Source organism: Thermococcus sp. MV11, from assembly GCF_012027285.1.
Classification (GTDB): domain Archaea; phylum Methanobacteriota_B; class Thermococci; order Thermococcales; family Thermococcaceae; genus Thermococcus; species Thermococcus cleftensis.
The window spans coordinates 82097-106169 of sequence record NZ_SNUD01000003.1 but is presented as its reverse complement, the minus strand read 5'-3'; the positions used below and the strand labels follow the sequence as shown (position 1 = coordinate 106169).

Sequence of the window (24073 nt, the reverse complement as noted above, 5' to 3'; positions counted from 1 at the left end):
GGAGCATGCGCGGGGTTGTGGAGAGACTGGACTTGGAGGGCCTTGGGGTAGTGAGGGACGGGAGGAGGGAGGTGCACGTTCCATTCACCGCACCCGGGGACGTCGTTGAGGTCAAAAAATGGCGGAGGAAGAAGCGCACCTTGATTGCCACAGATTTTGAGGTGGTTGAACCCTCCCCAGAGCGGACGGAGCCCGTCTGTCCCTATTTCGGCGTCTGCGGCGGCTGTCTCCTTCAGCACATTCCCTACGAAAGGCAGGTGGAGTTCAAGGAGGAGAAACTCTCGACACTCCTTGGCATGGACATCAAGGTCATACCCTCCCCGGTGATTTACGGTCATAGAAACAGGATTGATGTTGTCATTTCGACAAGGGGCATAGGCTTCAGGCGCCGCGGAACCTGGTGGGACGCGGTCGATATCGAGCACTGCCCCGTTTTCGGCGAGGTGAGCGGGAGGATTCTCCGCTCCCTGAGGGAGTTCATAGAAGACTCCAAGCCGAGCCTCTACGAGATACGGCGGAACGAGGGCTTCCTGCGCTACATCGTCATAAGGGAGGGCAAGTTCACGGGCGAGCTGATGGTGAACCTGGTGACGTCGGAGGGTTCCCTGCCGGAGCGCTTTCCAGAGTACTTTGACTACGCGGACTCGATATACTGGAGCGTGAACAGAACCCAGAGCGACGTCTCTTACGGCGAGATAGAGCGCTTTTGGAAGGCCGAGTTTATAAGGGAGAGACTGGACGACGTCACCTACCTGATTCACCCGAACAGCTTCTTCCAGACCAACAGCTATCAGGCCGTGACATTGGTTAGAAAGGTGGCGGAGCTGGTGGACGGGGATAGCGTTCTCGACCTCTACTCGGGCGTTGGGACGTTCGGCGTTTACCTTGCGAAGAGGGGCTTTAAGGTTGAGGGGATTGAGGTGAACCCCTTCGCGGTGGAGATGGCCAACAAAAACGCGGAGCTGAACGGCGTTGAGGCTAGCTTTATGGTCGGGGAGGACAGGGACGTGGAAAGCCTGGCCAGATACGACACCGTAATAGTCGATCCGCCGCGGGCGGGCCTTCACCCCAAGCTGATTCGGAAAATCTTAAAAGACAAACCTCCAAGCATCGTTTACGTCTCCTGCAACCCCAGAACCCTCGCCCAGAACCTTGAGGTGCTGGGGGAGAAGTACGCGGTCGAGAGCGCCATTGGCATTGACATGTTCCCCCACACGCCCCACGTGGAGACGGTTGTCAAACTTAAACTCAAGGTTTAACTTTAGAACCGATAAGTTCAAAAGCTTAATATACTTGGTCTGCATAATGTTAGTTAGAGGTGATGAAAGATGCTTGACGAAAGGGACAGGATCATAATCGAGATGCTCACCAAGGACGCACGCACCCCGTTCACGGAGATAGCGAAGGTCCTTGGCATAAGCGAGACGGCCGTTAGGAAGCGCGTGAAGGCACTCGAAGAGGCTGGCGTTATAAAGCAGTACACCGTCGTGGTGGACCCCTCAAAGCTCGGCTACAACCTCGTCAGCCTGACCGGTGTTGATACCCTCCCCGAGAAGATCTTCGATGTGGCCGAGAAGCTCAAGGAGTTCGACTTCGTGAGGGATGTTTACCTCACCAGCGGCGACCACATGATAATGGCCGAGGTCTGGGCCAAGGACGGGGAGGACCTCTCGGACATAATCTCCAACAAGATAGGCCGCCTCGATGGCGTCACCAAGGTCTGCCCCGCGATAATACTCGAGAAGCTCAAGTGAGACACGCCAACCGGCGTGCACTTTTCTGATTTTTAGCCGACTGACGGTAAGGGGCGATGGCGTTATTTGGCCAGTTCTCGCATTTTAGGCTGAGAGATTGGGACTTTAGATGCCCCCTCGGAAAATAACCCACTCTCCGCCAGCGCTGAAGCTTTTTCCAAAAGCTTCACCAAGGAAACTTTGCCTGTGCAAAGTTTCATCAAAGTTTGTGATTGAAGCTTTAAGAAAGCTTCACCAAAAGTTTGTAGCTCCTCTCTGACAGGTCAAGTACAAGGATTTCTTTACTCATTAGGCTCACTTTCTCAAAGGAGAACACACTCAAACAACTCCCAACAAGGGGTTATTCTCCTCTTGACGCCCTTCGGGCGTCGATTTAAAAGTTAAACCCGCACTCAAGGAGCAATTTGGAAAGTTCTCACAAGCAAATAGCCAATTATTAAAAAAATCACACCAAAATTTAGGTTTTCAAAAGGAGCTACGAGCCTTGGTCAAACTTCGCGAAGGCGAAGTTTGAATGGTGGGGGCGCGGGGATTTGAACCCCGGTCCGCGGGTTTCTCCGGGTCAGAGCTCCAAAGGCTCATCCCCAATCAGCAAACCCGCAAGTCCTCATACCTCTGGAGCCCGCGATGATGGACCAGGCTACACCACGCCCCCGTCCGGCTTAAGCTTAGCGGGAGGAGGTTTATAAACTTTGCTCCCGGAAGTTTTATTAACTTTGGCTTACAAAAATATTTCGAGGTGGTAAAGATGGAGGAGCCCATAGTCATAGGAAAGGACAAGTTCAGGATAAGCGAGGACGAGACCGCCAGGAGGGAACTCCGGGTCATGAAGGTTCACGACGACGTCATACAGATTCAGGAGGAGGTCCACGGTATAATAGCTCTCGTCGGAGCAAGTTCGAGCGTGAACATCAAGAAGGATGAGCTCAGGAACCTCATCAAGGTCGTTAAGGAGCAGTTCGGCTGGACAGACATCTGCGAGTGATATCCTTTCGTTCTTTCCATGCCCTAGGGCTGCTGAATTTTGACTTCTTCTTGTGTATCATCGACGGTGATATTAACGTTTTATAAGCATAAAAGTGGTTAAAGCTACCGGTGGTTGCCATGGCCGTTGGAGAGAAGATAACCCTAAGCGTCATCAAGGCCGACATCGGCGGCTGGCCCGGACACTCCAGGGTGCACCCTCAGCTCGTCGAGACGGCCGAGGAAGTCCTCTCAAAGGCTGTCGAGGAGGGAACGATAATCGACTTCTACGTCGCCACCTGCGGCGATGACCTCCAGCTAATAATGACCCACAGGAAGGGTGTAGACAGCCCTGATGTCCACGGTCTTGCCTGGAAGGCCTTCGAGGAGGCCACAAAGGTTGCCAAGGAGCTCGGCCTCTACGGTGCCGGCCAGGATCTTCTCAAGGACGCCTTCAGTGGTAACGTCCGCGGAATGGGGCCAGGAGTTGCTGAGATGGAGATAACGCTGAGAAAGAGCGAGCCGGTGGTTACATTCCACATGGACAAGACCGAACCCGGTGCCTTCAACCTCCCGATATTCAGAATGTTCGCGGATCCTTTCAACACCGCCGGCCTAGTCATCGACCCGAACATGCACATGGGCTTCCGCTTCGAGGTCTGGGACATAAAGGAGCACAAGCGCGTTATCCTCAGCACTCCGGAGGAGCTCTACGACCTCCTCGCCCTCATCGGCGCCAAGAGCAGGTACGTCATCAAGCGCGTCTTCCCGAAGGAGGGCCACAAGATAGCCAAGGACGAGCCGGTCGCTGTTGTGAGCACCGAGAAGCTCTTTGAAATAGCCGGTGAGTACATAGGGAAGGACGATCCGGTCGCCATCGTCCGCGCCCAGAGTGGACTTCCAGCTCTCGGCGAGGTTCTCGAGCCATTCGCCTTCCCGCACCTCGTCAGCGGGTGGATGAGGGGTTCCCACAACGGACCGATAATGCCCGTCCCGATGCACCAGGCCAACCCGACGAGGTTCGACGGCCCGCCGCGCGTCGTTGCCCTCGGTTGGCAGATAAGCCCAGAAGGAAAGCTCGTCGGTCCGGTTGATCTGTTCGACGACCCGGCCTTTGACTACGCAAGGCAGAAGGCCCTTGAGATTGCTGAATACATACGCAGACACGGGCCCTTCGAGCCCCACAGGCTCCCGATGGAGGACATGGAGTACACCACCCTTCCGGGCGTCCTGGAGAGACTCGAAGAGCGCTTTGAGGACATAGAGTGAGTCCTCCTTTTTCTCCTTTGGTTCCCTCAACGTTCCTTGGCCGTCCCGATTGCTAAGATTTTTAAAACCTCGCGTCCAACTTTTTTGATAGATCCATCGGAAGCCTTAAATATTCTCCTCCCAAAAACTAACACTCGGAGTGATACAAAGGGGTGAGAGCATGAAGTTCACAGTTCTCAGGCTCAAGCTGGACGAGAGGAAAGTTGAGAGTGAGGAAGTGGATAGAGACGGGATCTACGGCGTCATAGACTACGGCATAGAGCTCCACGAGAGCCTTGAAACGCACTCCCTTGATCCTTATGATCCCAGAAACGTCACGGTAATGGGAATGGGGCCGTTCTCGGGCTCAACCCTGCCCGGAGCGCACAGGCTAATGTTCTTCTTCCGCTCGCCGCTCTACGGCACGCTCTTCCCCTCTGCAATGGGAGGTGCCGCTTACGCCTTCAAGAACGTCGGCGTTGATTTCGTGACTTTCGAGGGCAAGGCCGAGAAGCCCGTTGTGGTGCTCCTCTACAACGACGGTGAGAACGTTCACGTTGAACTCCACGAGATTGAACTCGAAAAGGTCATAGAGATATGGAGGGGCTACAGGGGCGAAGAGGGGGTTTATGCCCTCACTCAGTACCTCATCGACAGCTTTGGCGATAAGTTCGACTTCGAGTACAGGATAGCTGTCGTTGGACCGGCCTCGCTGAACACCAACTACGGTGCTATATTCTCCCAGGCCCTCAGGAAGGGAGAACGTCTGGTCGGCAGTGAAGACTGGGCCGCGAGAGGAGGCTCTGGAAGCGTTCTCCTCCGCGCTCACAACGTCGTTGGAATAATCTTCGGCGGGAAGCCGAGGAAGAGGCCCTTCCCGGGTGAAGACATCGGCAACTTCAGAACGGCCAAGGGCATAGTGGAAGGCGTCCACAAGAAGCCTTACAACGAGATTATAGCTGAAAAGACCACCAAGTACCGCTTTAACCCCAAGCTCAATACCGGTGGAACCTTCGGCGGCAACTACCCTGCCGAGGGCGACTTCGTACCCATACTCAACTGGCAGATGCCGTACATACCGAAGGAGGAGCGCATTAGGATACACGAGAACATAATGAAGCACTACTGGGAGCCCTTCAACGAAGAGGCGATAAAGCCCAAGAACTGGACGACCTGCGGCGAGCCGTGTCCCGTCGTCTGTAAGAAGTACAGGCGCGGACACCACGTCGAGTACGAGCCTTACGAGGCCAACGGGCCCCTCAGCGGGAGCATCTCCTTGAGGGCAAGCGACATAAGCGTCCACGCTGCTGATGCGATGGGCTTCGACGCGATTGAGTTCGGTGGAACAGCGGCGTGGGTTCTTGAACTCGTCCACCGTGGTCTGCTCAAGCCGGAGGAAGTGGGCATAAGCGGAAAGCCGGAGTTCACTAAGGAGGCTTTAATCGAGCGCCCGGTCGAGGCGAGCGAGGTCAACGCAAAGCTCGTGGCTGAATTAGCCCATCGCGTCGCCTTCGCCGAGAACGAGATTGCCAGAGTAATCGGCCTCGGGAAGAGGAAGGCGAGCGTAATCTTCGACGAGCGCTTCAAGGACAGGCTCAAGTACGGCGAGAGCTTCAAGGACTACGCGGTCTTCACCCCGCTCGGCGAGGACGGTGAGATGACCCCGACGATGTACTGGGCGATAGGCAACTACATCCCCTTGCCGATTCAAGGGAGATACTGGACCTTCTACCAGTTCGGCGTCTTCCTTGAGCCGGAGGAGCTGGCGAGCAAGATAATAGCGAGCGCCCTCTGGGAGTTCTGGTACGACAACGTCGGCTGGTGCCGCTTCCACAGGGGGTGGATGAAGCCCGTCCTTAAAGCACTCTTCATGGAGGCCTACGGTGAGAACGTGGACATGGAGGAGCACGCGAGGAAGCAGCTCAAGAGGCTCATTGAATACGCGAGGAAAGCGGGCTACAGGCCTGTCTTCTGGGACTCGATGCGCGTTATAGACCTCGTCGCTGCCGGAAGCGAGGAGTTCGGAAATGAAAGATGGGCCGAGAGGTTCAGGCTCGACAAGGTCGGCACGGCAAAGGAGTATCTCGAAAGGGTTCTTGATGCCTACAGCGAAGCGCTTGGCGTTGAGTGGAGGCTCTGAGTTATTTTCCTCTTTTTGAGAACAACCCTTATATTCTCCCCCTCTTCATGAATCTCAGGTGAGAAAAATGAGGGCAGTTGTCATAGGCTCCGGAATCGGCGGCCTTCTGACGGCCTCGTTCCTGGCCAAGAACGGTTACGATGTCACCGTCATCGAGAAGGCACCGTACATAGGCGGCCGCTTCACGAATCTGGAATACAAGGGCTTCGGCCTCTCCACCGGCGCTTTCCATATGCTGCCCCACGGGGAGGACGGGCCTTTGGCTCACCTTCTGAAGCTCCTTGGGGCTGAGGTCAAGATAGTTAACTCAGACCCCAAAGGCATGATCTTCTACGAAGGAAGAACCTTCTCCTACCGCGAGGGCTGGAAGTACCTCGGCTTCAGGGAGAAGGCGAGGGCGATGAAGCTCATGGCGGACGTGAGGAGGGGCAAGCTCCCCGTGGGGGAGGAGGCCGAGATGAGCGGCCGCGAGTGGATACGCGAGAGGGTTGGCGACAACGAGTTCGTGGACCTCTTCTTCCAGAGCTTCCTCGGCTGGGCCGACAGCGTGCTGGACGTTCCAGCCGGAGAGCTGGCGAGGGAGATAAAGGCCGCTTTGAGATGGGGCGGACCTGGGCTGATCAAGGGCGGCTGTAAGTCCATTCCAGAGGCACTCTCTATGATAATCCGCATGAACAGGGGAAGGATAATAACCGGTAAAAAGGCCGTTGAAATCGATGTCGAGAAAAAGAGGGTCATCACCGCTGACAACGACGAGCTCCCCTACGATGTCCTAATCTCCAACGTGGGAATAAAGGAGACCGTCGAGCTCATCGGAAGGGACAACTTCGAGCGTGAGTACCTCAAGCGCGTTGATTCGCTGAGGCCGAGCGAGGGTATAAAGTACAACGTGGCCCTTAAAGGGGAGCCAAGGGTCGGCAACACCGTCGTCTTCACCCTCGACACCGAGAGGATAAACGGCTACAACGAGCCCTCCAGCCTTTCCCCGGAGCTGGCAAGGGAAGGCTACACCCTGATAATGCTCCATCACGCTTTGCAGAGCAGAAACGTTAAGGCCGAGAGGAAGAAGGGGATAGAGGACATCTACCGCATATTCCCGAACCTGGATAACGAGGGCGAGATTCTGCTCGTTCAGACCTACCTTGACGGGAATCCAGTGAACAGGGTGGCGAGCGGGCAGACCGTCGAGGACTTCCCGATGAGTGATGTTTACATCGTCGGCGACGCTTACAAGCTCCCCGGAGGGATAGAGGTGGAGGGCATAGCCCTCGGCGTCATGAGAACGCTCGAGAGGCTTGGATTGGGGAACTTCTCGGACTGGTACCTCTGAGGGAATCCGCCCTTTTGGAGCCTTGCTATTCTTTACCTTTGCCAACTTATTTTCCGGCCTTTCGAACCTTTTTCCAGTGAACAGCCTTGGCTTCTAACGAACGTTTTTATCCCCTTGCGCGTAGCTATACCTCCAGGAGGTGATGCTCATGAAGAGGGTTGTAATAGCTTTGGGCGGCAACGCTATTCTCCAGCGAGGCCAGAAGGGAACCTACGAGGAACAGATGGCCAACGTCATGAAGACTGCCAGGCAGATAGTGGACATAATCCTGGACGGGGACTACGAGGTGGTCATAACCCACGGGAACGGCCCGCAGGTCGGTGCTTTGCTCCTCCACATGGACGCCGGCCAGGCCGTCCACGGCATTCCTGCCCAGCCTATGGACGTGGCCGGAGCGATGACGCAGGGCCAGATAGGCTACATGATCCAGCAGGCGCTCGTCAACGAGCTCCGCGCGAGGGGTATTGAAAAGCCAGTCGCTACGATAGTGACGCAGACCCTCGTTGACAAGGACGATCCCGCCTTCCAGAATCCGAGCAAGCCGGTTGGGCCCTTCTACGATGAGGAGACAGCCAAAAAGCTCGCGGAGGAGAAGGGCTGGGTTGTTGTGGAGGACTCCGGGAGGGGCTGGAGGAGGGTAGTGCCGAGCCCCGATCCGAAGGGCCACGTCGAGGCACCAGTGATAGTCGATCTCGTTGAGAAGGGCTTCATAGTCATAGCGAGCGGCGGCGGTGGCGTTCCCGTCGTGGAGGAGAACGGTCGGCTCCGGGGTGTGGAAGCGGTTATAGACAAGGACCTGGCTGGCGAGAAGCTGGCGGAGGAGGTCAACGCCGACATCTTCATGATTCTCACCGATGTGAATGGCGCGGCGGTAAACTTCGGCAAGCCCGACGAGCGCTGGCTCGGAAAGGTCACCGTCGAGGAGCTGAAGCGCTATTACGAGGAGGGCCACTTCAAGAAGGGTAGCATGGGGCCGAAGGTTTTGGCCGCCATAAGGTTCGTCGAGGGGGGTGGGGAAAGGGCGGTTATAGCCCACCTCGAGAAGGCCGTCGATGCCCTCAAGGGCAAGACAGGTACCCAGGTCGTGAAGGCCTGAACCAAAGGCTATAAATACCACCCCTCCCTTCTTTATCAGGTGATACCATGAGTGAGGCAACCAGCGGATTCTTCGGCTCTCTTCTGTGGTGGCTGTTCTTCATGTACATCTTGCTTTGGCCCCAGATGCAGTACAGGAGCCTGCAGATAGCGAGGGCCAAGCTGCTCAAGAGGCTCTCGGAAAAGAGGGGCTCAACCGTCATAACGATGATCCACAGGCAGGAAAGCATCGGCCTCTTTGGAATCCCCTTCTACAAGTTCATAAGCGTCGAGGACAGCGAGGAGGTGCTGAGAGCTATTCGCTCGGCCCCCAAGGACAAGCCGATAGACCTCATAATACACACTCCCGGGGGTTTGGTTCTAGCAGCAACGCAGATAGCCAAGGCCCTCCACGACCACCCGGCGGAGACTCGTGTGATAGTTCCTCACTACGCCATGAGTGGCGGGACTTTGATAGCGCTCGCCGCGGACAAGATAATAATGGATCCTCATGCGGTTCTCGGCCCCGTTGACCCCCAGCTCGGCCAGTACCCCGGGCCGAGCATCGTCAGGGCCGTCGAGAAGAAAGGCGCCGACAAGGTTGACGACCAGACCCTTATCCTGGCCGACGTTGCGGAGAAGGCCATAAAGCAGGTTCGTGACTTCGTCTACAGCATTCTCAAGGACAGGTATGGAGAGGAGAAGGCCAAAGAGCTGGCACAGATACTCACTGAGGGCAGGTGGACGCACGACTACCCGATAACCTACGAGCAGGCCAGGGAGCTCGGCCTTCACGTCAGCACGGACGTTCCCGAGGAGGTCTATGCCCTCATGGAGCTGTACAAGCAGCCCATGAAGCAGAGGGGCACGGTCGAGTTCATGCCCTACACCCAGCGCGGCGAGAGTTCCAAATGAAGCTTCCCTCAGCTTTCTCAACTTTTTTGCTAGGTTGAGGCTTCCCGGGCCAAAAAGTTTTTATTTGCTCATTCCTTTTTGAGTCCAGAAATGTTTGAGCAGGTCAAGCTGTTCTAAAAAGGGAGAGGGGTAAGAGCAATGCAGACGAAAGTGGATCCAGAGGAGATTAAGAGGATCAAGAGGGAGATAGAGGCCCTTGAGAAAGAGAGAAACGAGATAAGGGCCAAACTTGATGAACTTGAAAAGGAGCTTCAAATCTGGATTCAGAGAAGGGACGAGAAGAACAACGAGGTTAAGGGGCTCCGCCAGAGGGGAAGGGAGTACAAGGCCAAGCGCGACGAGATCAACCAGCAGATACAGGAGCTAAAGAAAAACCGCGAGGAGATAAACGCGAAGCTCGACCTCCTCTACCAGGAGATACTCGAGTACAGAACCAAGAGGGACGAGTACAACCAGCTCCGCAGACTTAAGATGCCGCCGGAGAAGATACAGGAGAGGATAGAGAAACTCGAGTGGGAACTCCAGACCAATCCGAACATAACGCCCGACCGGGAGAAGCAGATAGTTGACCAGATCCAGGTTCTCGCGACGGAGCTCGAGATAATCCAGCAGGCCGAGCGCTTCCACAGAAAGCTCGTCGAGGCGAGGAAGAAGGTTGACCAGCTCAAGAAGGCCAGGCGGAACATCAGCCTCGAGATACAGAAGCTTGCCAACCAGAGCCAGCAGTTCCACGAGCAGATGATAGAGGCCTTCAACAAGGCTGACGAGGTCAAAAAGGAGGCCGACGAGTACCACGCCAAGGTCGTCGAGCTACGCGACAAGATAAGGGAGGTCAGGAGGGAGCTCCGCGCTATCGAAAGGAAGATAAGGGAATACGACGAGAAGCACAAGGAGCTCATAGCCTACAGGCTTGTCGCGAGGATGCGCGCCAAGAAGGACGCCAGCTTTGAGAAGGCAGTCGAGGCCCTGGAGAAGTTCAAGCGCGGTGAGAAGCTCACCCTCGACGAGCTGCTGCTCCTCCAGAGGTACAACCTCGTCTGAGGCCTGGCTATGGAGGTAATCAGGCACGAGGGGCCCGGAAGGCTGGGTCTGGTTAGGCTGGGAGAGCACTCCTTCAGAACCCCAGCCTTGGCTGGGGTAGACTTCACCCTCTCCCCCTTCAACTCCTTCTTCCACCCCAAGGAACCGGGCGACTACGACTTCAACTTAGCCCCGGCCATTCCGCTCGGCTTCTACACCCCCGCAGAGGTCATTGAAAAAGCCATTGGAAGGCTCTGGAGCGTAAACTACGAGGGCTTCAACGCCTTCTACCTGCCAGCACTCAGGAGGACGGAGTACCTTCCCGAGTTCTTCAAGATAATCGAACGCTATGGCTTTGAGGCCGTCTATCTTGGCAACACCAAGATACTCGTCAAGGAGTATCGTTACTTCGTGAGAATCCTTAGGGAACTCCGCGAGAGGTTCCCCAACGTTATGATAATCGCCGATTTAGAGCCATTTTTCTACCCCTTGGCAGTTTACCTCGGCGTCGATGCCTTCGAGACGCGCTCGCTCAAGCTCTACGACTTCGAGGGTAAGGGCTTCACCCAGTTTAGCCCGTTCCTCTGGGACAGGGAACCAAACTCCCTCGACTTCGCTAGGGAAACCATATTGCTCGTCAGGAGGGCCATTGAAGAGGGCAAGCTCCGCTACCTCGTCGAGAACTTCTTCAACACCCAGTACCACGCGGGGATTCTGAGGATAGCCGACCTGGAGCACGGGGATTACCTTGAGAAGTACACCCCAATCCAGAGGGAGACGGTCTACTTCATGAGCGACGCCTCGATAAGGAGGCCCGAGGTAAAGCGCTGGCACGAGCGCGTTGTCGAGCGCTTCGTCCCACCGAAGAACACCGAGCTTGTGCTCCTCTTTCCCTGCTCGGCCAAAAAGCCCTATTCATTCTCGCGCTCACACACCCTCTACCACAAAGCTGTGAAGGAGGCCCTCGGCTCTGGAATAAGCAGGATTCACGAGCTTATCCTCACCTCGCCCTTTGGCGTTGTCCCGAGGGAGTGGGAGTGGTTAGCTAAGTACGACATAGTCGTCACCGGCCACTGGAACGAGGAGGAGATTAAGCCAGCGGCCGAGCTCCTCGCGAAGACACTGGAGAAGTACCCGAGGGACGTTCCGATAATAGCTCACCTCGACGAAGCCTACGTCGAGATAGCCAAGCTCGCCGGTGAGCTGAGCGGGAGGGAGATAACCTTCACCCGCGTTGAGAACGGCACGACGAGCAGGGAGAGCCTTAAAGCCCTCACCGAGACGCTGAGGGAGTTCGAGCTTGAGGGAACCAAGGAGGACAGGACCTACCGCTACTTTGAAAACATAAGGAAGGTCTTCGACTTCTACTTCGGTGCTGGAGCCGGGGAAGCCGTTCTCCCGGAGAACGGGCAGGTGAAGGGCTCCAAGATGCTCCGTCTCTTCGTTGACGGCCAGCAGACCGGCACTTTCAGGGACGGCGTGATAAGCGTCACCCCCTTCGGAATGCAGAGGATCTACGATTCGCTCAAGGCATACTGGGTGAATGTGGACTTCGAGCTCCGCGGCGACGTCTTCGCGGTGGGAGTTGATGAGGCGGACCCGGCAATAAGACCGGACGACATCGTCGGCGTCGTCAGGGACGGAAAAGTTGTCGGCGTCGGAAAGGCTGTCCTGAGCGGAGAGGAGATGGTTAGGGCGAAGAAGGGCGTGGCTGTAAAGGTCAGGAAGAGGGCCTGACCATGAGGAGAACTCTGTACCTTTCTCTCCTTCTCGTGGTTCTCCTTTCCCTTCTTCCCGGTGCATGTGCCGACTACCTTGGGGCTGAGAGCTTTGACTTTCACGTCTTGGCTGTGTACGGTGACTCCGCCGTCCTCTCGCTCGTCTACGTCCCCTACTCAACCTCAATGAGTGACATGCTTGTGCCCACGGGCTACTTTTACTACAACTTCTACGTGAACTCGACAGGGGCGTATTTCATCGGTGGATCCTGGGACACGCCGGTCGTTTACTGGTACCGGGGATTATACTATGTGTTTGTCCCGGACGAAGGGAGGGTAGATGTCTATAGAATGGGTGAGGACTGCTTCGAGAGGGTCACATCGGTGAAGACGGGCCTGGAAGGTTCGCCCAACTTCGCCGTGGCCGTGCCATACCTGGTGGTCCAGGTCTCGGAGAACGAGCTCCTTGCCATCAACGTCGCCAGAAACGCCACCGCCGGAATCCTCGATCTGAGGGAAACCGAGAGCGGTACCTACTTCAAGGGGGTAACGGTAGTCAAAGGGCCATGGGGTGTTGAACTGGAGGGGGACGAACCCGAGAAGCCGCCGAAACCGTTGAATGTTAAGGTGGACAACGGAAGGCTTAAAATCCCGGAGAAGGGTGTGGAGCTATCCCTCCAGGCTGTTGCCGAGCATCTGTGGGACGACAGGGAAGCGGGTCATCTCAGGGCGTACGAACTTGAGAACGCGCTCCTCCTTGTTCCACCGGACGTTACGCACTACTTCGCGCCGGATACCAACTCCACGGGTGAACTGCTGGTCTTTGGAAACGAGAGCGTCCCTGTTCGGGGGATTTCGGAAGTTTCTCTCCTATACTACGATGGAAGCCTAAAGGTATTCCCACTCGGGGAGGCGTGGGGGAGCAGGTTTGCTGTGGGGGCCGATAACGTGACGTTCAGCCGGTGCGAGGTGCCGAGGACCTACGCCCTCGAGTTCTGGGCGGCGGTCGTTCTGCTTGCTCTGATAGGCTTCACCTGGTTCTTCATGGTCCGGCGGTGAGAAAACGCTAAAAAGCCGCGCTTCCCTTCTTTGACCATGCCGAGGCACTTCAAGCGGGGTGTCAAGAGGGAGCACCACTTTCTCAAGGGACTTGAGAAACCCCTTGAGAGGATAGCCGCGATACCCGGGGTCAAAAAGGTTATCCCCGGGAGGATTTACGCGAGCGACTCCAGGGGCTTCGAGATTAAGGTGACGCGGAAAACGCAGACCGGGCTGAAGCTCGTCGCCAAGAGCAATGGAAGCGTTCAGGAGGTTTTTCTTGTCGTGGACAGGGCGGAGAGGGATAGAGTCAGGAGTGAGATAGAGCGCCTCTCCGACGAGTGGACGAAATAGTTTTAAACCTCGGCCTGTAACTATCGTTGATAGTTATGGGGAGAACTAAAACTAGGTTATGTCATTACGATGTTACTGCGGTCTTCATTGCACTTGCCTATTCGGCCCTTTTGATGCATTTCAGCCTCGTTAAGTTCGAGTGCTTTCGCTACACCAGCCTTGACCTTGGGATCTTCACCCAGTCACTGGCCGGCTTCCTCCACGGCAGGCCCCTGTTCAACACCGTTGAATGGCAGCTCTACGGTACGCCAAATCATCTCGCCGTTCACTTCCAACCGTTTCTCTATCTCCTGGTCCCGATATTCGCGGTATTTCCGTCCCCAAAAACACTGCTCGTCCTCCAGACTGCTGCCCTGGGTTTCTCCGTGTTTCTGGCATACGTCCTCGCTAGGAAGCTCCTGTCCCCTCTGGAAGCGCTGGCGGCGACGGTTCTCTACGCCTTCAACTCCTCCCTCGTTGGCATAAACCTCTTCGAGTTCCACCCCGTCTCCTTCGCCGTCCCCCTCTTTATCCTCTCGGCGATTTTTCTGGTCGATCGCAGGGAACGGGCATTCTTCCTCGTTTCCGGGCTCATACTGACCATCAAGGAGGACGCCTTTCTCGGTGTTCTCTCCCTCTCCCTATGGTGGGCCTTCGGAGATGAAATCTCCCTCAAAAGCGCAAGGAAAAACCGTCCTCTGCTTCTTCTGGCGGCCCTCCCCCTGCTGTACGGTGCGGTGGTCATAAAGCTGGTGATCCCGGCCCTTGGGGGCGGCTACCTGTACGGGAGCCTCTACACCGAACCCCGGCTGGATAGGCAGAAGCTCCTCTACTTCCTCTTTTTCAACCTGAGCCTGGGCCTCCTGCCGCTCTTCAGACCCAGGAACGCCCTTCTTCTTACCCTCCCCTGGCTTGAAAACCTCCTGGCATCGAGGCCCAGCCAAACGACTTTCGGCTTCCACTACCCCTACATGGTTCTCCCCCTTTCCTTCATCGGTGCGGTCTTCGCGCTCAGGGAGCTCGACCTCAGGAGGATCCTTCCCGTTCTCCTGAGTGTTGGCCTTCTGGTTTCCCTGGCGACGATGCCGGTCGAGCTGAATCAGCCGGAGAAACCGCTCCCCCTCGTCTACCCCTCGGTTCTCGAACCCATACCCGGCCGAAAGGCGGTGGAACCGGTCATCGAGTTCCTCCTGGGGAGCAACCTTTCCGTCTACACCCAGCCGGCCTTTTACCCCGCCCTGGCCGTTAAGCCCGACGTTTACGTTTACCCCGCCGGGGTGGAGCCGGACGCGGTTCTCGTGAACGTGAAAACCTACCGCGGCAGGCTCTACCTTGAGAGGCTTCAAAAGATGGTGGGGGGGAAGTACCGTCCCGTCTACTCCCGGGACGGCGTGATGCTGTACGTCAGGGAGGGGTTGAACGTCTCGGTTTTTGGGCTGGTGCCCACAGGGTCCTAAAATAGGGGGCCTGGAAAAAGCAAATGTCATATCTCCTCGATCTCGGGCACCACCTCCTCAGGGGTTCCCGTCAGCACCACCCTCCCCGCGGCTATCACAACGATTCTGTCCGCGAACTCAACGAGGGGGCGCCAGATGTGGGAAACCACGACCATGTTGGTCCCCTTTTGGGCCAGCTCTCCTATAACCCCTGCGACTTCCTTTATCCCCTCCAGATCCAGGTTCGCCAGGGGCTCATCAAGGAGCACCAGCTCCGGCTTTCCGAGGAACGCCTGGGCCAGGCTGATCCTCTTGAGCATGCCCGCCGAGTACTCCCCCATCTTTCTGTTCAGGTACTTCTCGGCCGAGAATAGCTCCGCGGCTTTGATTACTTCTTCTCCGTCCAGCCCCTTGACCTCGGCGATGTAGGTGAGCCATTCCCTGGCCGTCCTGTGCTTTGGAAGGGCCGGCGGGTCGAAGGAGACGCCTATCCTTTTCCTCAGCCCGTCGTTGCTCCAGGGCTTCTCGCCCAGGACCCTGATTTCCCCTTTGCTCGGCCTGTACAGGCCGGCGCAGAGGTTCAGGAAGGTGCTCTTTCCGCCACCGTTGGGGCCGAGTATCAGCGTCAGTCCCCCGTCGATTTCGAGGTTTATCGAATCCAGGGCCACCAGCCTGCCGAACCGCTTGGTGAGGTTCTTCGCGGTTATCATCTTCTCCTCCCCTCCACGAGCAGGACGGCCGCGAGAAGGAGGGCGCTCACACCTCCCAGGCCGTACCTGATGTTGAGAACGGTTACCGAGGGGTGCCTGTTGATCACCCTGACCGCCAGGGTAACCGGCGTCATCGACCCCACCGCGAAATAGTAGGGCCCCGAGTGCTCCAGCATCGCCCTGCCGCGGAAACTGCCCGTCACGTTCCTTTCGAGGATCGCCCTTCCGCTTTCGGGGTCGAAGACCCTGACGGTATAGCCGGTTCCCTCGTCGGCGCTGGCACTGAGCACTGCCATTCCCGCTGACGGCACAACCATTCCCTGCCCCACGAGGACGACCTCGGAAATCGGCTGGGTCAGGGCGTTCTTTTCTATCGGGAACACGAGGATTGTCATTATGACTATCGACAGCAGTACCGCCTTCAGGAGCCTCATGAGACGTCCCTCCACTCGCTGAGTATGAGGGCCACGCCGAGCATCACCGCCGGTAGAAGAAGCCCCACGTAGAAGGAACCGTCGAGGAACGCCGCCACCCTGTCGGAGGGGTAGAACTGGGTCGTGTAGGCTTTGAAGAACGCATCGTCGATGACCCTCGGGGGAAGGCTCCTCAGCTTGAGCACGAGGGGGGCGTAGAGGAGCGTTATGCTTCCGAGGAGGGCGGCGAAGGTGTTGGGAGAGAGCATCGCCACCAGGGCCGAGAGGGACACCACGTAGAGCACCATCATGGCCCAGTAGAGGAGGTAGCCCGCTAAGAAGCCCTCCCCGAAGAGCGCCCTTCTCATCAGCTCAGGGACGTCCCCGTGAATGTAGATGAAGGCCAAAAATGCCGGCAGGATTGAGGCAAGGAAGAGCAGCACCATCGCGGAGAGCGCCTTTGAAAGGACCACCGAATGGTTTCTGACGGGCAGGCTGTAGATGCTCTTGGCAACCCTAGTGTCCCTGTCGTACCTGAGCATCAGGGAGACCAGCAGGGCCCCGGTGAGCGCGAATATCGTGTACTCCTCGGTTCCCAGCCTTGGGAGTATCAGTCCCAGGGTCTTGGCGGACTCGGAAACTATTACGCTATCCGGCCCGGCTATCATAAACACGGTATCGTTGCTCGTCAGGCCGGAAAAGAAGGTGATGCCGAGCATGACGAAGCCGAAGATGAAGACGAGCAGGTTGTAGGGATCCTCAAGCTCCCACCTTATCTGGGCCCTCATTGCCTCACCTCCTCAGCCTCAGGGCCAGGTAGACCGCACCCACGACCCCGGCAAGGATACCCGCCTTGACCCACAGGGAGCCGTTGTCCCTTCCCGGCGGGCCAGGGACGTCATCGGTGGGCGGCGCTGAGGGGACAGGAGTGTTCTCAGGAACACTGTTTTCGCGGGTCTGCGACTTTTCCCCGGCCCTGGTGTCGTCTGCTCCGCCAGAGGGCGGCGAGGTGACGATTTCCCTATCCTCCACCGCGGGCTTCTTTTCCAGGCTCACCTCGATCCTCTTCGACTCGTTCGGGGCCAGGATTACCTCTATGCTCTTCGTGAGATAGCCGGGAGCCTTCACTGTGATGTTGTAGCGCCCGGGGCTGAGCGTTAGGTTTTTGGATTTGACCTCCTCGCCGTTAAGGAGCACCGTCGCGTTTTCCGGATAGGTTACCACAGTTAGGGCCGCGCTGGCCGGGGAGAGCCTCAGGAAAACACTCGCACTCTCTGCCAGAAACACGGATTCTTTAGCCGAGAGGTTGCCCTTAGAGGCTACGACGGTGTAGTTCCCGGGAGGAAGAAAGAGCGTCGCGGGCGTTGTGGCGAAGGCCCTCAGTACCCCGTCGGTGACCACGAGGGAAGCGTTGCCCGGCTCGGAATCGACCTTAAGGGGAACCGCTCTCACAGCCCTCCTCTCCACCGTCAGCGAGGACTTCACCTTTTCCATGTCCACGCTGATGTGGTACGTCCCGTTGGGGGCCACCCTGACGAGGCACTGGACCAAGTAGTGGTTCTCCGCTATTCCCACCGTGTGGGTGTCGAGCTTATGGATCACCGGTATCCGTACCGTCCCGTAGTAGCTGACGGCGGTGGCGTTGTAAACGTCGCGGGGAATGGCCGGAACGTAGAGGCCCATGGGGGTGTAGAAGATGTAGCGGTTGTAGCCGCCGTTGATGTAGAACGTCAAACCCTGGGGCACGGAGTCTATCTCCAGCCGCGCCCAGGGGACGAGGTAGGTGGCGTTTCTGACGCTTTCCGAGTGAGTGGCCCCTGGATACACTTCGACGTAGAAAATGCAGGGTTTCCCGTCATCGTCTCCAATGTGCATGAAGGTTCCATTGAGGGTTATGTACACCTCGTCCCTTCCCCGCACTGCGAGGCCCATTGGGTAGGGATTCGATACGTTGAGATACCCGGAGTTGCTTCCACACCCACCGGGGAACGCAAACGGATTGAAGGGAGGGTTGAGCTTCTCCCGGCTGTAGTTGGCGCTCTCGTTGAAGATTGCCCATATCGACACGATCCCCTCCCCTGAAACCGCCTCCGCAATCTCGTCGGGATTCACGCGGAGGATTGTGGCTTCCCCAGCATTCACCGAAACCCTGGCGGTTACGGTTACGTTTCCGGTTATCCTGACTGTGTAGTTCCCCGGCTTGAGCACCAGGCCCACGGGAGTGGTGTAAGAGCCCACCCCCTCTATCTCGGCCACGTTTCCAGGTGCCTCGACGAACAGGTAGCCGGGCCTCTCCATCGTGCTTTCTCCGGCCGAATATGCCGGAGGAACGAGCAGACCGGCCATCAAAAACGCCAGAAAAATGAGCTTCCACCTCACCGCTTCCACCTCCTTTCCGTCCACAGAGCTGTCATGGCGAGAACGACGAGCGAGATGACGAAGAAGTACCTGACTGGGGTCGAAGGCGAGCGCCCGCTCCCGTAGTCCGGGAGCTTGACGTTGGTGTCGTAGAGGTTGAACCCTTGAGCATACCACTCCTTATCGTCCCCGCCCTCATCGATGAGCCTCTCCAGCTTCCGCGAGTTCACCCGATCCAGGGGTGATGAATCGATGACGCCAAGGCTGACGAGTTCAGGGGTGGCGTCGCAGAACAGCGTCGTTATCAAAATTCCCGTATCGATGTCGTATACCAGCTGGGTTATAGTTCCCACCTCTTCCCCTGTGCTCAGGTCGTAAACCAGGTAGCGGCTTCTCGCCTCAACGTAGAGATAGGGGGGCAGGAAATCCCTGTAATGCGTGTGGAGGACTTTGTCGTCCATCCAGGTGAATGAAACGTTCGTCACGACAACCTCGTCCCCCAGCAGGCGGTATTTCCTCATGAATTCCGGTGAAAGAACGTGTTTTCCTTTCCCCGGCGGGTGGGCGGGGTCTATGAAGAAGGTGGGTGGCCCGATGGGGGTACCATCTTCCTCGTAGTAGGTCATGTCACTCAGGTTAAGAAGGAGAACTTTCGAAAGAACCAGGCGCGGTAAGCTCTCTTCCGGTCCCACGCTCACGTCGTTCATTTCCAGGGTAACTCTGACGGAAGCAGTTTCGTTGGTAACGTTGAAAAATTCAAAAGTCAGGTACGAGTCGCCCCGCACCAGCAGGGGCACTATGGAGTTGTTATCCATTTTAACCTGGCCTGAAGCCCCCTCGTATGCCTCTTTTATTTTGACGTACGCATTCTTGGAGAGGAGCAACGGCCATACGGGGAACACGTTCACTTCGCGCTTATCCGGGTTTTCCGGCATTTTTACAGCGTATTTGACGTAGGTTCCTTCCTGGAACCAGTATGGGAGTGAGTAAATGGGGTGTGTGGTTGCTGAGAGTGTCAGGAGTGCCAGGACAATAATGGAAGTTTTCCTCATTCCCTTCTCCACCTCCGGTTAAGGAAGGCTGTGAGGACTAGGAGTGCAAGTGAAGCCGCGAAGAAGTACTTCATTCCCGTGTTGGGAGCTTTCGACGACGATGTTTCAGGGAATTTGATGTTAGTATCGTAAAGGTTAAAGCCGGGTTGCCACCATTCTTTATTCGCCCTGCCCTCGTTGAAGAGTTTTGACATTTTTTCACCGGCCAGGTAATCGTAGCTGTTTCCCAGTATCACCCCAAGGGACAGGAGTTCGGGCGAGGTTTTCATGAGCCTGGTGGTCAGCATTATGCCAGTGTCAAAGTCGTATACCCCTCCCGAGATTAGTGAGGCCTTTATGATGCCGCCACCCCTTGACCAGACCAGCGGCACCGCGTTGCTCTCGATAAGGACGTAGGGCGGGTTAAAGTCCCCGTAGTACGTGTGGAGGATTTTTTGTCCATCCAGGTGAACGAGACGTTGTTCACCACCAGATCGGAGGTGGTGAAGTTGAACTCCCTTAGGATGCTCGAACGGACGAGCAGGTCCCCCTTCTTTGGTAATCTGGAGGGGTCCACGAAAAACGTGGGCCTTCCAAGAACTCTGCCGTTGTGGTGGTACATCATGTCGGTCAGGTTAAGGAGGATCGTTCTTGAGAGAACCAGTTTACCGAGGGGTTTCTGAAAATTGGCCAGCGCGTTGTTAAGCTCCAAAGTAACCCTGATTGAGGCGCTGTCATTGGAAACGTCAACGATCTCAAAGGTTAAGAAGACGTTTCCTTCCGCCACCAGGGTCATGAAGGAGTTGTTATCGACTTCCTCCACGGCGGATATGTTCTCGTAGGCATCCTCCGGTAGAAGTTCCGGCCACACCTGGAACGCGTTCCATTCCTGTCCGTTAGGATTTTCGGGCACCATAAGGGCGTATTTGATATACACCCCCTTCTGGAACCAGTATGGAAGTGAGTAAACTGGCGCTGCGGCCGCTGAAAGTGTCAGAAGTGCCAGGACAGCGGCGATGGTTTTCCTCATTCTCCCCTCCACCTCCAGTTCAGGAGGGCGCTGAGAAGTAGAAGTAACAGAGAAACCGAGAAGAGGTATTTCATCTTTGTGTCAGGAACCTCACTTGATGACGTTTTTGGAAACCTGACGTTGGTGTCGTAGAGGTTAAAGCCGGGATTCCAGAGCTCATGGGGGGTTTCGCCCCTGTCCTTAAGCCTCTCATTCCTTTCGGCGGCTGAATAATCATAACTGTCGCCGTTTATTACTCCGAGGGCCAGCAACTCTGGAGTCACATCAAAAAATCCTGTTATCAAAACTCCTGTATCAAAGTCATAGATGTAGTTGTTCCAAATTGTGGCCGAGTAATAACCATCACTGAGTTTCCAGTAGAAAGGAACCTGTGAGCTGGATATGTGGATATATGGGGGTTCGAAAGTGCGATAATATGTGTTTAACTTTGTATGCTCCCACAAAGAATAGGATACATTGTCCACAAGAATGTCCTGGGTTGCAGCACCTAATTTCCCGACACGACTCATATTTACCAGTAGACTTCCTTTGGGGGGCAGATTCTCTGGGAAGACAAGAAAAGTTGGTCTCCCGAGTACTGAGCCGTTGTCATCTATGTATTCCATGCGTCTAAGATCCAGAGTGAGGATTGTGGACATAACAATTTTATCTAAATAATATCTGTTGTAAGTTAAGTTCGAGGGTGGTGTTTACCAGCGCAGTCTCATTTTGTACATTCAATATCCTGAACGTCAAAAACACGTTCCCCCGAACCACCAAGGATACAAGCTCATCTGCACCTGTACCATTTAGACGTTTTAAAATTAAATCCCGGGATTGATTTGGTATTTGGGATAGGTAAACCTCAAAGATGTTGACCTTCCTTTCGTCTCCGTCTCCGGGTGATAGTAGGGCGTATTTAACGTAAGTCCCCTCTTGGAACCAGTTGGGGAGGGCGTGAACTGGGGGTAGGGTCACCGATAGGACTACCAGCGAAAAAACGATCGACCTTGGAATCCCCACGCGCGTGCACCCTCCATGCGTGCGATGCGATTGTAGTACTGGGACGTCCCTTATAAGTCTTACGTTTTAAGGTTGTGTTTAACGCACCCGATTCAGTGAATCCAAAAACAGCCATCATCTGTTGTATGGTGGCGAATCTGGGGCCAAGTAATCAACGTGCCTGATTCCCGAGAAGGACTTGGGGCGAACCCTCAACGAACCCAAAAAGGTTAAAAGTGGGATGCGGTTCTAAATCTCTCCCTTCCCCTCGAAGAACGCCTCAAGCTCCTCGTCGCTTATCCCGTCGTCCGTTTCCGTGTAGCCCAGCTCCCTCTTCTGGAGTTCTATGAGTCCGGGGGTGAGAAGGAGTTTTCCGTTCAGCTTCGGCACCGCGTAGTGGAGCGTTATCTCGCTGAACTCGTCCAGCTTTATCGTGGGGTTAAGCTCGTACTCAATCTCCCCCAGCCTCTTCCCTTCCGCGATGAGCTTCGCCACTATCGCCGAGCCGTCTATGGAGAACTGCACGCTCCCGATGTGCCTGGCCTTTGCTCCTTCAATCTTCTCGGTTATGAACTTCTTGGTTTTTCCCGTGAACTCGAAGTCGCCAAGGATTCCGCCGACGACTATTATCGTGTCCTCCTCGATGTCCTCTGGCTTCAGCTCCTCCTCCGCGAAGGGGTCGAGGATTATCAGCTTCGAGCGGTCGAAGGGGAACTCTGTGACGCTCTGGCTCAAAACGCTTCCCAGCTTCGCGAGTTCTTCCCTTTCATGAGGTTCTACGTTGGTGAATATCAGCCTCTCCCCCCACCACTCGCTCGTGTGCCTGTACTCGAGCAGGACCCAGTCGCGCAGTTCCTCCAGGTGTTCTATGAGCAGGTACGGCATGAGCATCACCACGCCCGCTTTGCCCTTTGGTCTTAAAAGCCTGCCGACTCCCCAATCCTGCCCAGCAAGGGTTTTAACGGGGAAGGACGAGTTGCAACCATGGGCTTTCGGGAGAAGTACGCGAAGCTCGGCGAGAGGTACGAGAGGATAGACGGCCCGCTGGAGAGGTTCTTTGACCCGCTGAGGAGGAAGGCGGCCGGCTACGTCGCCGGCAGGGTGCTCGAGGTCGGCGTCGGCACCGGCTTCATGCTCCCCCATTACCCACGGGACATCGAGCTGCACGCGATAGATGCCGTCCCCGAGATGGTGGAGGTGGCGAAGGAGAGGGCCGAGGAAATTGGTTTGAACGCCAGATTCTACGTGATGGACGCCGAGAAGCTGGAGTTTCCCAGCGAGAGCTTCGACACCGTCGTTTCCGCCTTCGTCTTCTGCACCGTCCCGGACCCGGAGAGGGTCATGGCAGAAATACACCGCGTCCTTAAACCCGGCGGGAGGGTAATCCTGCTTGAGCACACGAGGAGCGACTGCAGGCTTCTGAACTGGCTGTTTCTCAAACCCCTCGACGTTCTCCTTGGTCTCTTGCTGGAGGACAACACGCTGAGGGAAACGCACCTTCTGGCCAGAAACTACTTCGAAATCGAGCACGAGGAGAGCCACTACCGGGGAATAGTCCGGCTCATTGTGGGCAGGAAGGGGTGAGGGAATGAGCGCGAGAAAAATGTGGTGCGGTGGCCGGGATTTGAACCCGGGTTACCGGCTTGGGAGGCCGGTGTCCTGGACCAGGCTAGACTACCACCGCCCTGGCCCGCTATAATTAAGCCGTTCTCCATTTAAAAGCTTTATCGTTCCCGCCCGAGGACTATGCCCCCAACTATCATCGCCAGTCCCGCCACGGTTGCCGGCGCTATGCTCTCCCCCACGACGATGGAAATGAGGAACAGGCTCAGGAAGGGCACGAGGTAGGCCAGGTTGGAGGCAAAGGCCATGTCCCCCTCCACCGCCCGGTACCAGAGGAGGAACGTAACTCCCATCTCGAACAGGCCGACGTAAACCGCCCCCGCGAGGCCTTCCACGGGTGGTACCGTGAGGTTGCCGGTCGCGACCGCAACGATTGAAACGTATGCGAAGCCGAAGAGGAAGTTCCAGAACATCTTCTCCACGGGCGGCCTTTCGTCGCGAAGGTTGAGGAGCCAGTAGCTCGCCCAGATAACGGCACTTCCAATGCCGAGGGCAACGCCTGCCGGGTCGGTGAAGTTTAGTCCCCCCAGGTCACCTTTCGTTGCCACGACGAGGGCACCGAGGAATCCGAGGAAGAGACCGGCCATGGTTCTGGCACCCGGTTTCTTTCCGAGGAGCGGGATTGAGAGGAGCACGAGCATCAGGGGCCAGGTGTAGTTTAAAGCCTGTGCCTCCTGAGCTGGAAGCCTGTCGTAGGCAGAGAAGAGCACGGTGTAGTAGAGGAGAGGGTTTACGAGGCCCAGGTAGGCCGAGCGGAGGTTATCCCTCCTTGGGCTGAAGTCCCTCGCATAGAGAAGCCCGAAAATAAGGAGAGAGGTCAGCGAGGCGTAGAGGAGAAGATGAAGGGGACTCATGTAGTGGAGGGAGAGCTTGAAGGCGGAAGCGACCGTTGACCACAACAGCACCGCACCGACGGCGTGTTTCCTTGACATGGTGTTGGGAGGGGCGGAGGGGGATA

General features: G+C 56.4%; 25 protein-coding genes and 2 tRNA genes. 14 read left to right on the top strand and 13 right to left on the bottom strand.

Annotated elements, in window-relative coordinates:
- The first annotated feature begins 5 nt into the window (after positions 1-5).
- Together rlmD and lrpA are read left to right on the top strand one after the other, a co-directional pair.
- Positions 6-1259: a 23S rRNA (uracil(1939)-C(5))-methyltransferase RlmD gene (gene rlmD / locus E3E27_RS08095; protein WP_167774174.1), complete on the top strand. Its 1254-nt coding sequence runs from the start codon at positions 6-8 to the stop codon at positions 1257-1259.
- A gap of 69 nt (positions 1260-1328) precedes the next feature.
- The gene (gene lrpA / locus E3E27_RS08090; protein WP_167774173.1) at positions 1329-1754 is read left to right on the top strand and encodes an HTH-type transcriptional regulator LrpA; all 426 of its coding nucleotides are present in this window, start codon (positions 1329-1331) and stop codon (positions 1752-1754) included.
- Between the two features lie 515 nt (positions 1755-2269).
- Here the strand turns inward: lrpA and E3E27_RS08085 are convergent.
- Positions 2270-2409 (bottom strand) — tRNA-Trp (locus E3E27_RS08085).
- 93 nt (positions 2410-2502) lie between these two features.
- Here E3E27_RS08085 and E3E27_RS08080 point away from each other — a divergent pair.
- From E3E27_RS08080 to E3E27_RS08030, 11 genes are all read left to right on the top strand, one after another.
- Positions 2503-2739, top strand: coding sequence for a hypothetical protein (locus E3E27_RS08080; protein WP_014789040.1), 237 nt, complete (start codon positions 2503-2505; stop codon positions 2737-2739).
- A gap of 119 nt (positions 2740-2858) precedes the next feature.
- The gene (gene fbp / locus E3E27_RS08075) at positions 2859-3986 is read left to right on the top strand and encodes a fructose-1,6-bisphosphate aldolase/phosphatase (protein WP_014789041.1); all 1128 of its coding nucleotides are present in this window, start codon (positions 2859-2861) and stop codon (positions 3984-3986) included.
- A 160-nt stretch (positions 3987-4146) separates the two neighbouring features.
- Positions 4147-6105 carry a glyceraldehyde-3-phosphate:ferredoxin oxidoreductase gene (gor, locus tag E3E27_RS08070; protein ID WP_167774172.1) on the top strand — a complete coding sequence of 653 codons (1959 nt, stop codon included), beginning with the start codon at positions 4147-4149 and terminating at the stop codon, positions 6103-6105.
- 67 nt (positions 6106-6172) lie between these two features.
- Complete coding sequence (locus tag E3E27_RS08065; RefSeq protein WP_167774377.1) at positions 6173-7435, top strand: NAD(P)/FAD-dependent oxidoreductase; 1263 nt, start codon at positions 6173-6175, stop codon at positions 7433-7435.
- Positions 7436-7583: 148 nt separating this feature from the next.
- The gene (gene arcC, locus E3E27_RS08060; protein WP_167774376.1) at positions 7584-8531 is read left to right on the top strand and encodes a carbamate kinase; all 948 of its coding nucleotides are present in this window, start codon (positions 7584-7586) and stop codon (positions 8529-8531) included.
- Between the two features lie 47 nt (positions 8532-8578).
- Entirely contained in the window at positions 8579-9424 is an 846-nt protein-coding gene (locus tag E3E27_RS08055; protein WP_014789045.1) for an ATP-dependent Clp protease proteolytic subunit, read from the top strand.
- A gap of 138 nt (positions 9425-9562) precedes the next feature.
- On the top strand, positions 9563-10465 hold the full coding sequence (locus E3E27_RS08050) for a coiled-coil protein (protein ID WP_014789046.1): 903 nt from the start codon (positions 9563-9565) through the stop codon (positions 10463-10465).
- A 9-nt stretch (positions 10466-10474) separates the two neighbouring features.
- Positions 10475-12181: an archaeosine synthase subunit alpha gene (gene arcS / locus E3E27_RS08045; RefSeq protein ID WP_167774171.1), complete on the top strand. Its 1707-nt coding sequence runs from the start codon at positions 10475-10477 to the stop codon at positions 12179-12181.
- A 2-nt stretch (positions 12182-12183) separates the two neighbouring features.
- The gene (locus tag E3E27_RS08040) at positions 12184-13221 is read left to right on the top strand and encodes a hypothetical protein (RefSeq protein WP_167774170.1); all 1038 of its coding nucleotides are present in this window, start codon (positions 12184-12186) and stop codon (positions 13219-13221) included.
- 36 nt (positions 13222-13257) lie between these two features.
- Positions 13258-13554 (top strand): DUF2103 domain-containing protein, encoded by a 297-nt coding sequence (locus tag E3E27_RS08035; RefSeq protein ID WP_167774169.1) that lies wholly within the window; start codon positions 13258-13260, stop codon positions 13552-13554.
- A gap of 35 nt (positions 13555-13589) precedes the next feature.
- Positions 13590-14990, top strand: coding sequence for a DUF2079 domain-containing protein (locus tag E3E27_RS08030; RefSeq protein WP_167774375.1), 1401 nt, complete (start codon positions 13590-13592; stop codon positions 14988-14990).
- A 26-nt stretch (positions 14991-15016) separates the two neighbouring features.
- On the opposite strand, the gene E3E27_RS08025 is transcribed toward E3E27_RS08030, so the two are convergent.
- The 10 genes from E3E27_RS08025 to E3E27_RS07985 all read right to left on the bottom strand — a co-directional run bounded on the left by E3E27_RS08025 (position 15017) and on the right by E3E27_RS07985 (position 22377).
- Positions 15017-15679 (bottom strand): ABC transporter ATP-binding protein, encoded by a 663-nt coding sequence (locus E3E27_RS08025; protein ID WP_167774168.1) that lies wholly within the window; start codon positions 15677-15679, stop codon positions 15017-15019.
- A complete protein-coding gene (locus tag E3E27_RS08020) occupies positions 15676-16113 on the bottom strand; it encodes a hypothetical protein (protein WP_167774167.1) in 438 nt (145 codons plus the stop codon). Before E3E27_RS08020 ends, E3E27_RS08025 begins: the two co-directional genes overlap by 4 nt.
- Entirely contained in the window at positions 16110-16880 is a 771-nt protein-coding gene (locus tag E3E27_RS08015; RefSeq protein ID WP_167774166.1) for an ABC transporter permease, read from the bottom strand. The genes E3E27_RS08020 and E3E27_RS08015 overlap by 4 nt, the downstream gene beginning before the upstream one ends.
- Before the next feature lie 4 nt (positions 16881-16884).
- Positions 16885-18471, bottom strand: a complete 1587-nt coding sequence (locus E3E27_RS08010) for a PEGA domain-containing protein (protein WP_167774165.1) — start codon at positions 18469-18471, stop codon at positions 16885-16887.
- Positions 18468-19502 carry a hypothetical protein gene (locus tag E3E27_RS08005; protein ID WP_167774164.1) on the bottom strand — a complete coding sequence of 345 codons (1035 nt, stop codon included), beginning with the start codon at positions 19500-19502 and terminating at the stop codon, positions 18468-18470. Before E3E27_RS08005 ends, E3E27_RS08010 begins: the two co-directional genes overlap by 4 nt.
- Positions 19499-19873: a hypothetical protein gene (locus E3E27_RS10740; RefSeq protein WP_240910702.1), complete on the bottom strand. Its 375-nt coding sequence runs from the start codon at positions 19871-19873 to the stop codon at positions 19499-19501. Before E3E27_RS10740 ends, E3E27_RS08005 begins: the two co-directional genes overlap by 4 nt.
- Positions 19837-20511, bottom strand: a complete 675-nt coding sequence (locus E3E27_RS08000) for a hypothetical protein (RefSeq protein ID WP_240910701.1) — start codon at positions 20509-20511, stop codon at positions 19837-19839. The genes E3E27_RS10740 and E3E27_RS08000 overlap by 37 nt, the downstream gene beginning before the upstream one ends.
- Positions 20508-21116, bottom strand: coding sequence for a hypothetical protein (locus E3E27_RS07995; protein ID WP_167774163.1), 609 nt, complete (start codon positions 21114-21116; stop codon positions 20508-20510). Before E3E27_RS07995 ends, E3E27_RS08000 begins: the two co-directional genes overlap by 4 nt.
- A 40-nt stretch (positions 21117-21156) precedes the next feature.
- Positions 21157-21513: a hypothetical protein gene (locus tag E3E27_RS07990; protein ID WP_167774162.1), complete on the bottom strand. Its 357-nt coding sequence runs from the start codon at positions 21511-21513 to the stop codon at positions 21157-21159.
- Between the two features lie 228 nt (positions 21514-21741).
- Positions 21742-22377: a hypothetical protein gene (locus E3E27_RS07985; protein ID WP_167774374.1), complete on the bottom strand. Its 636-nt coding sequence runs from the start codon at positions 22375-22377 to the stop codon at positions 21742-21744.
- Between the two features lie 99 nt (positions 22378-22476).
- Between E3E27_RS07985 and E3E27_RS07980 the strand changes: the two genes are divergently transcribed.
- Positions 22477-23076, top strand: a complete 600-nt coding sequence (locus tag E3E27_RS07980) for a class I SAM-dependent methyltransferase (RefSeq protein WP_167774161.1) — start codon at positions 22477-22479, stop codon at positions 23074-23076.
- A 22-nt stretch (positions 23077-23098) separates the two neighbouring features.
- Here E3E27_RS07980 and E3E27_RS07975 read toward each other — a convergent pair.
- Together E3E27_RS07975 and E3E27_RS07970 are read right to left on the bottom strand one after the other, a co-directional pair.
- Positions 23099-23176: transfer RNA gene (locus E3E27_RS07975), tRNA-Gly, on the bottom strand.
- A 40-nt stretch (positions 23177-23216) separates the two neighbouring features.
- A complete protein-coding gene (locus E3E27_RS07970; RefSeq protein WP_167774160.1) occupies positions 23217-24047 on the bottom strand; it encodes a DMT family transporter in 831 nt (276 codons plus the stop codon).
- Positions 24048-24073 lie beyond the last annotated feature (26 nt).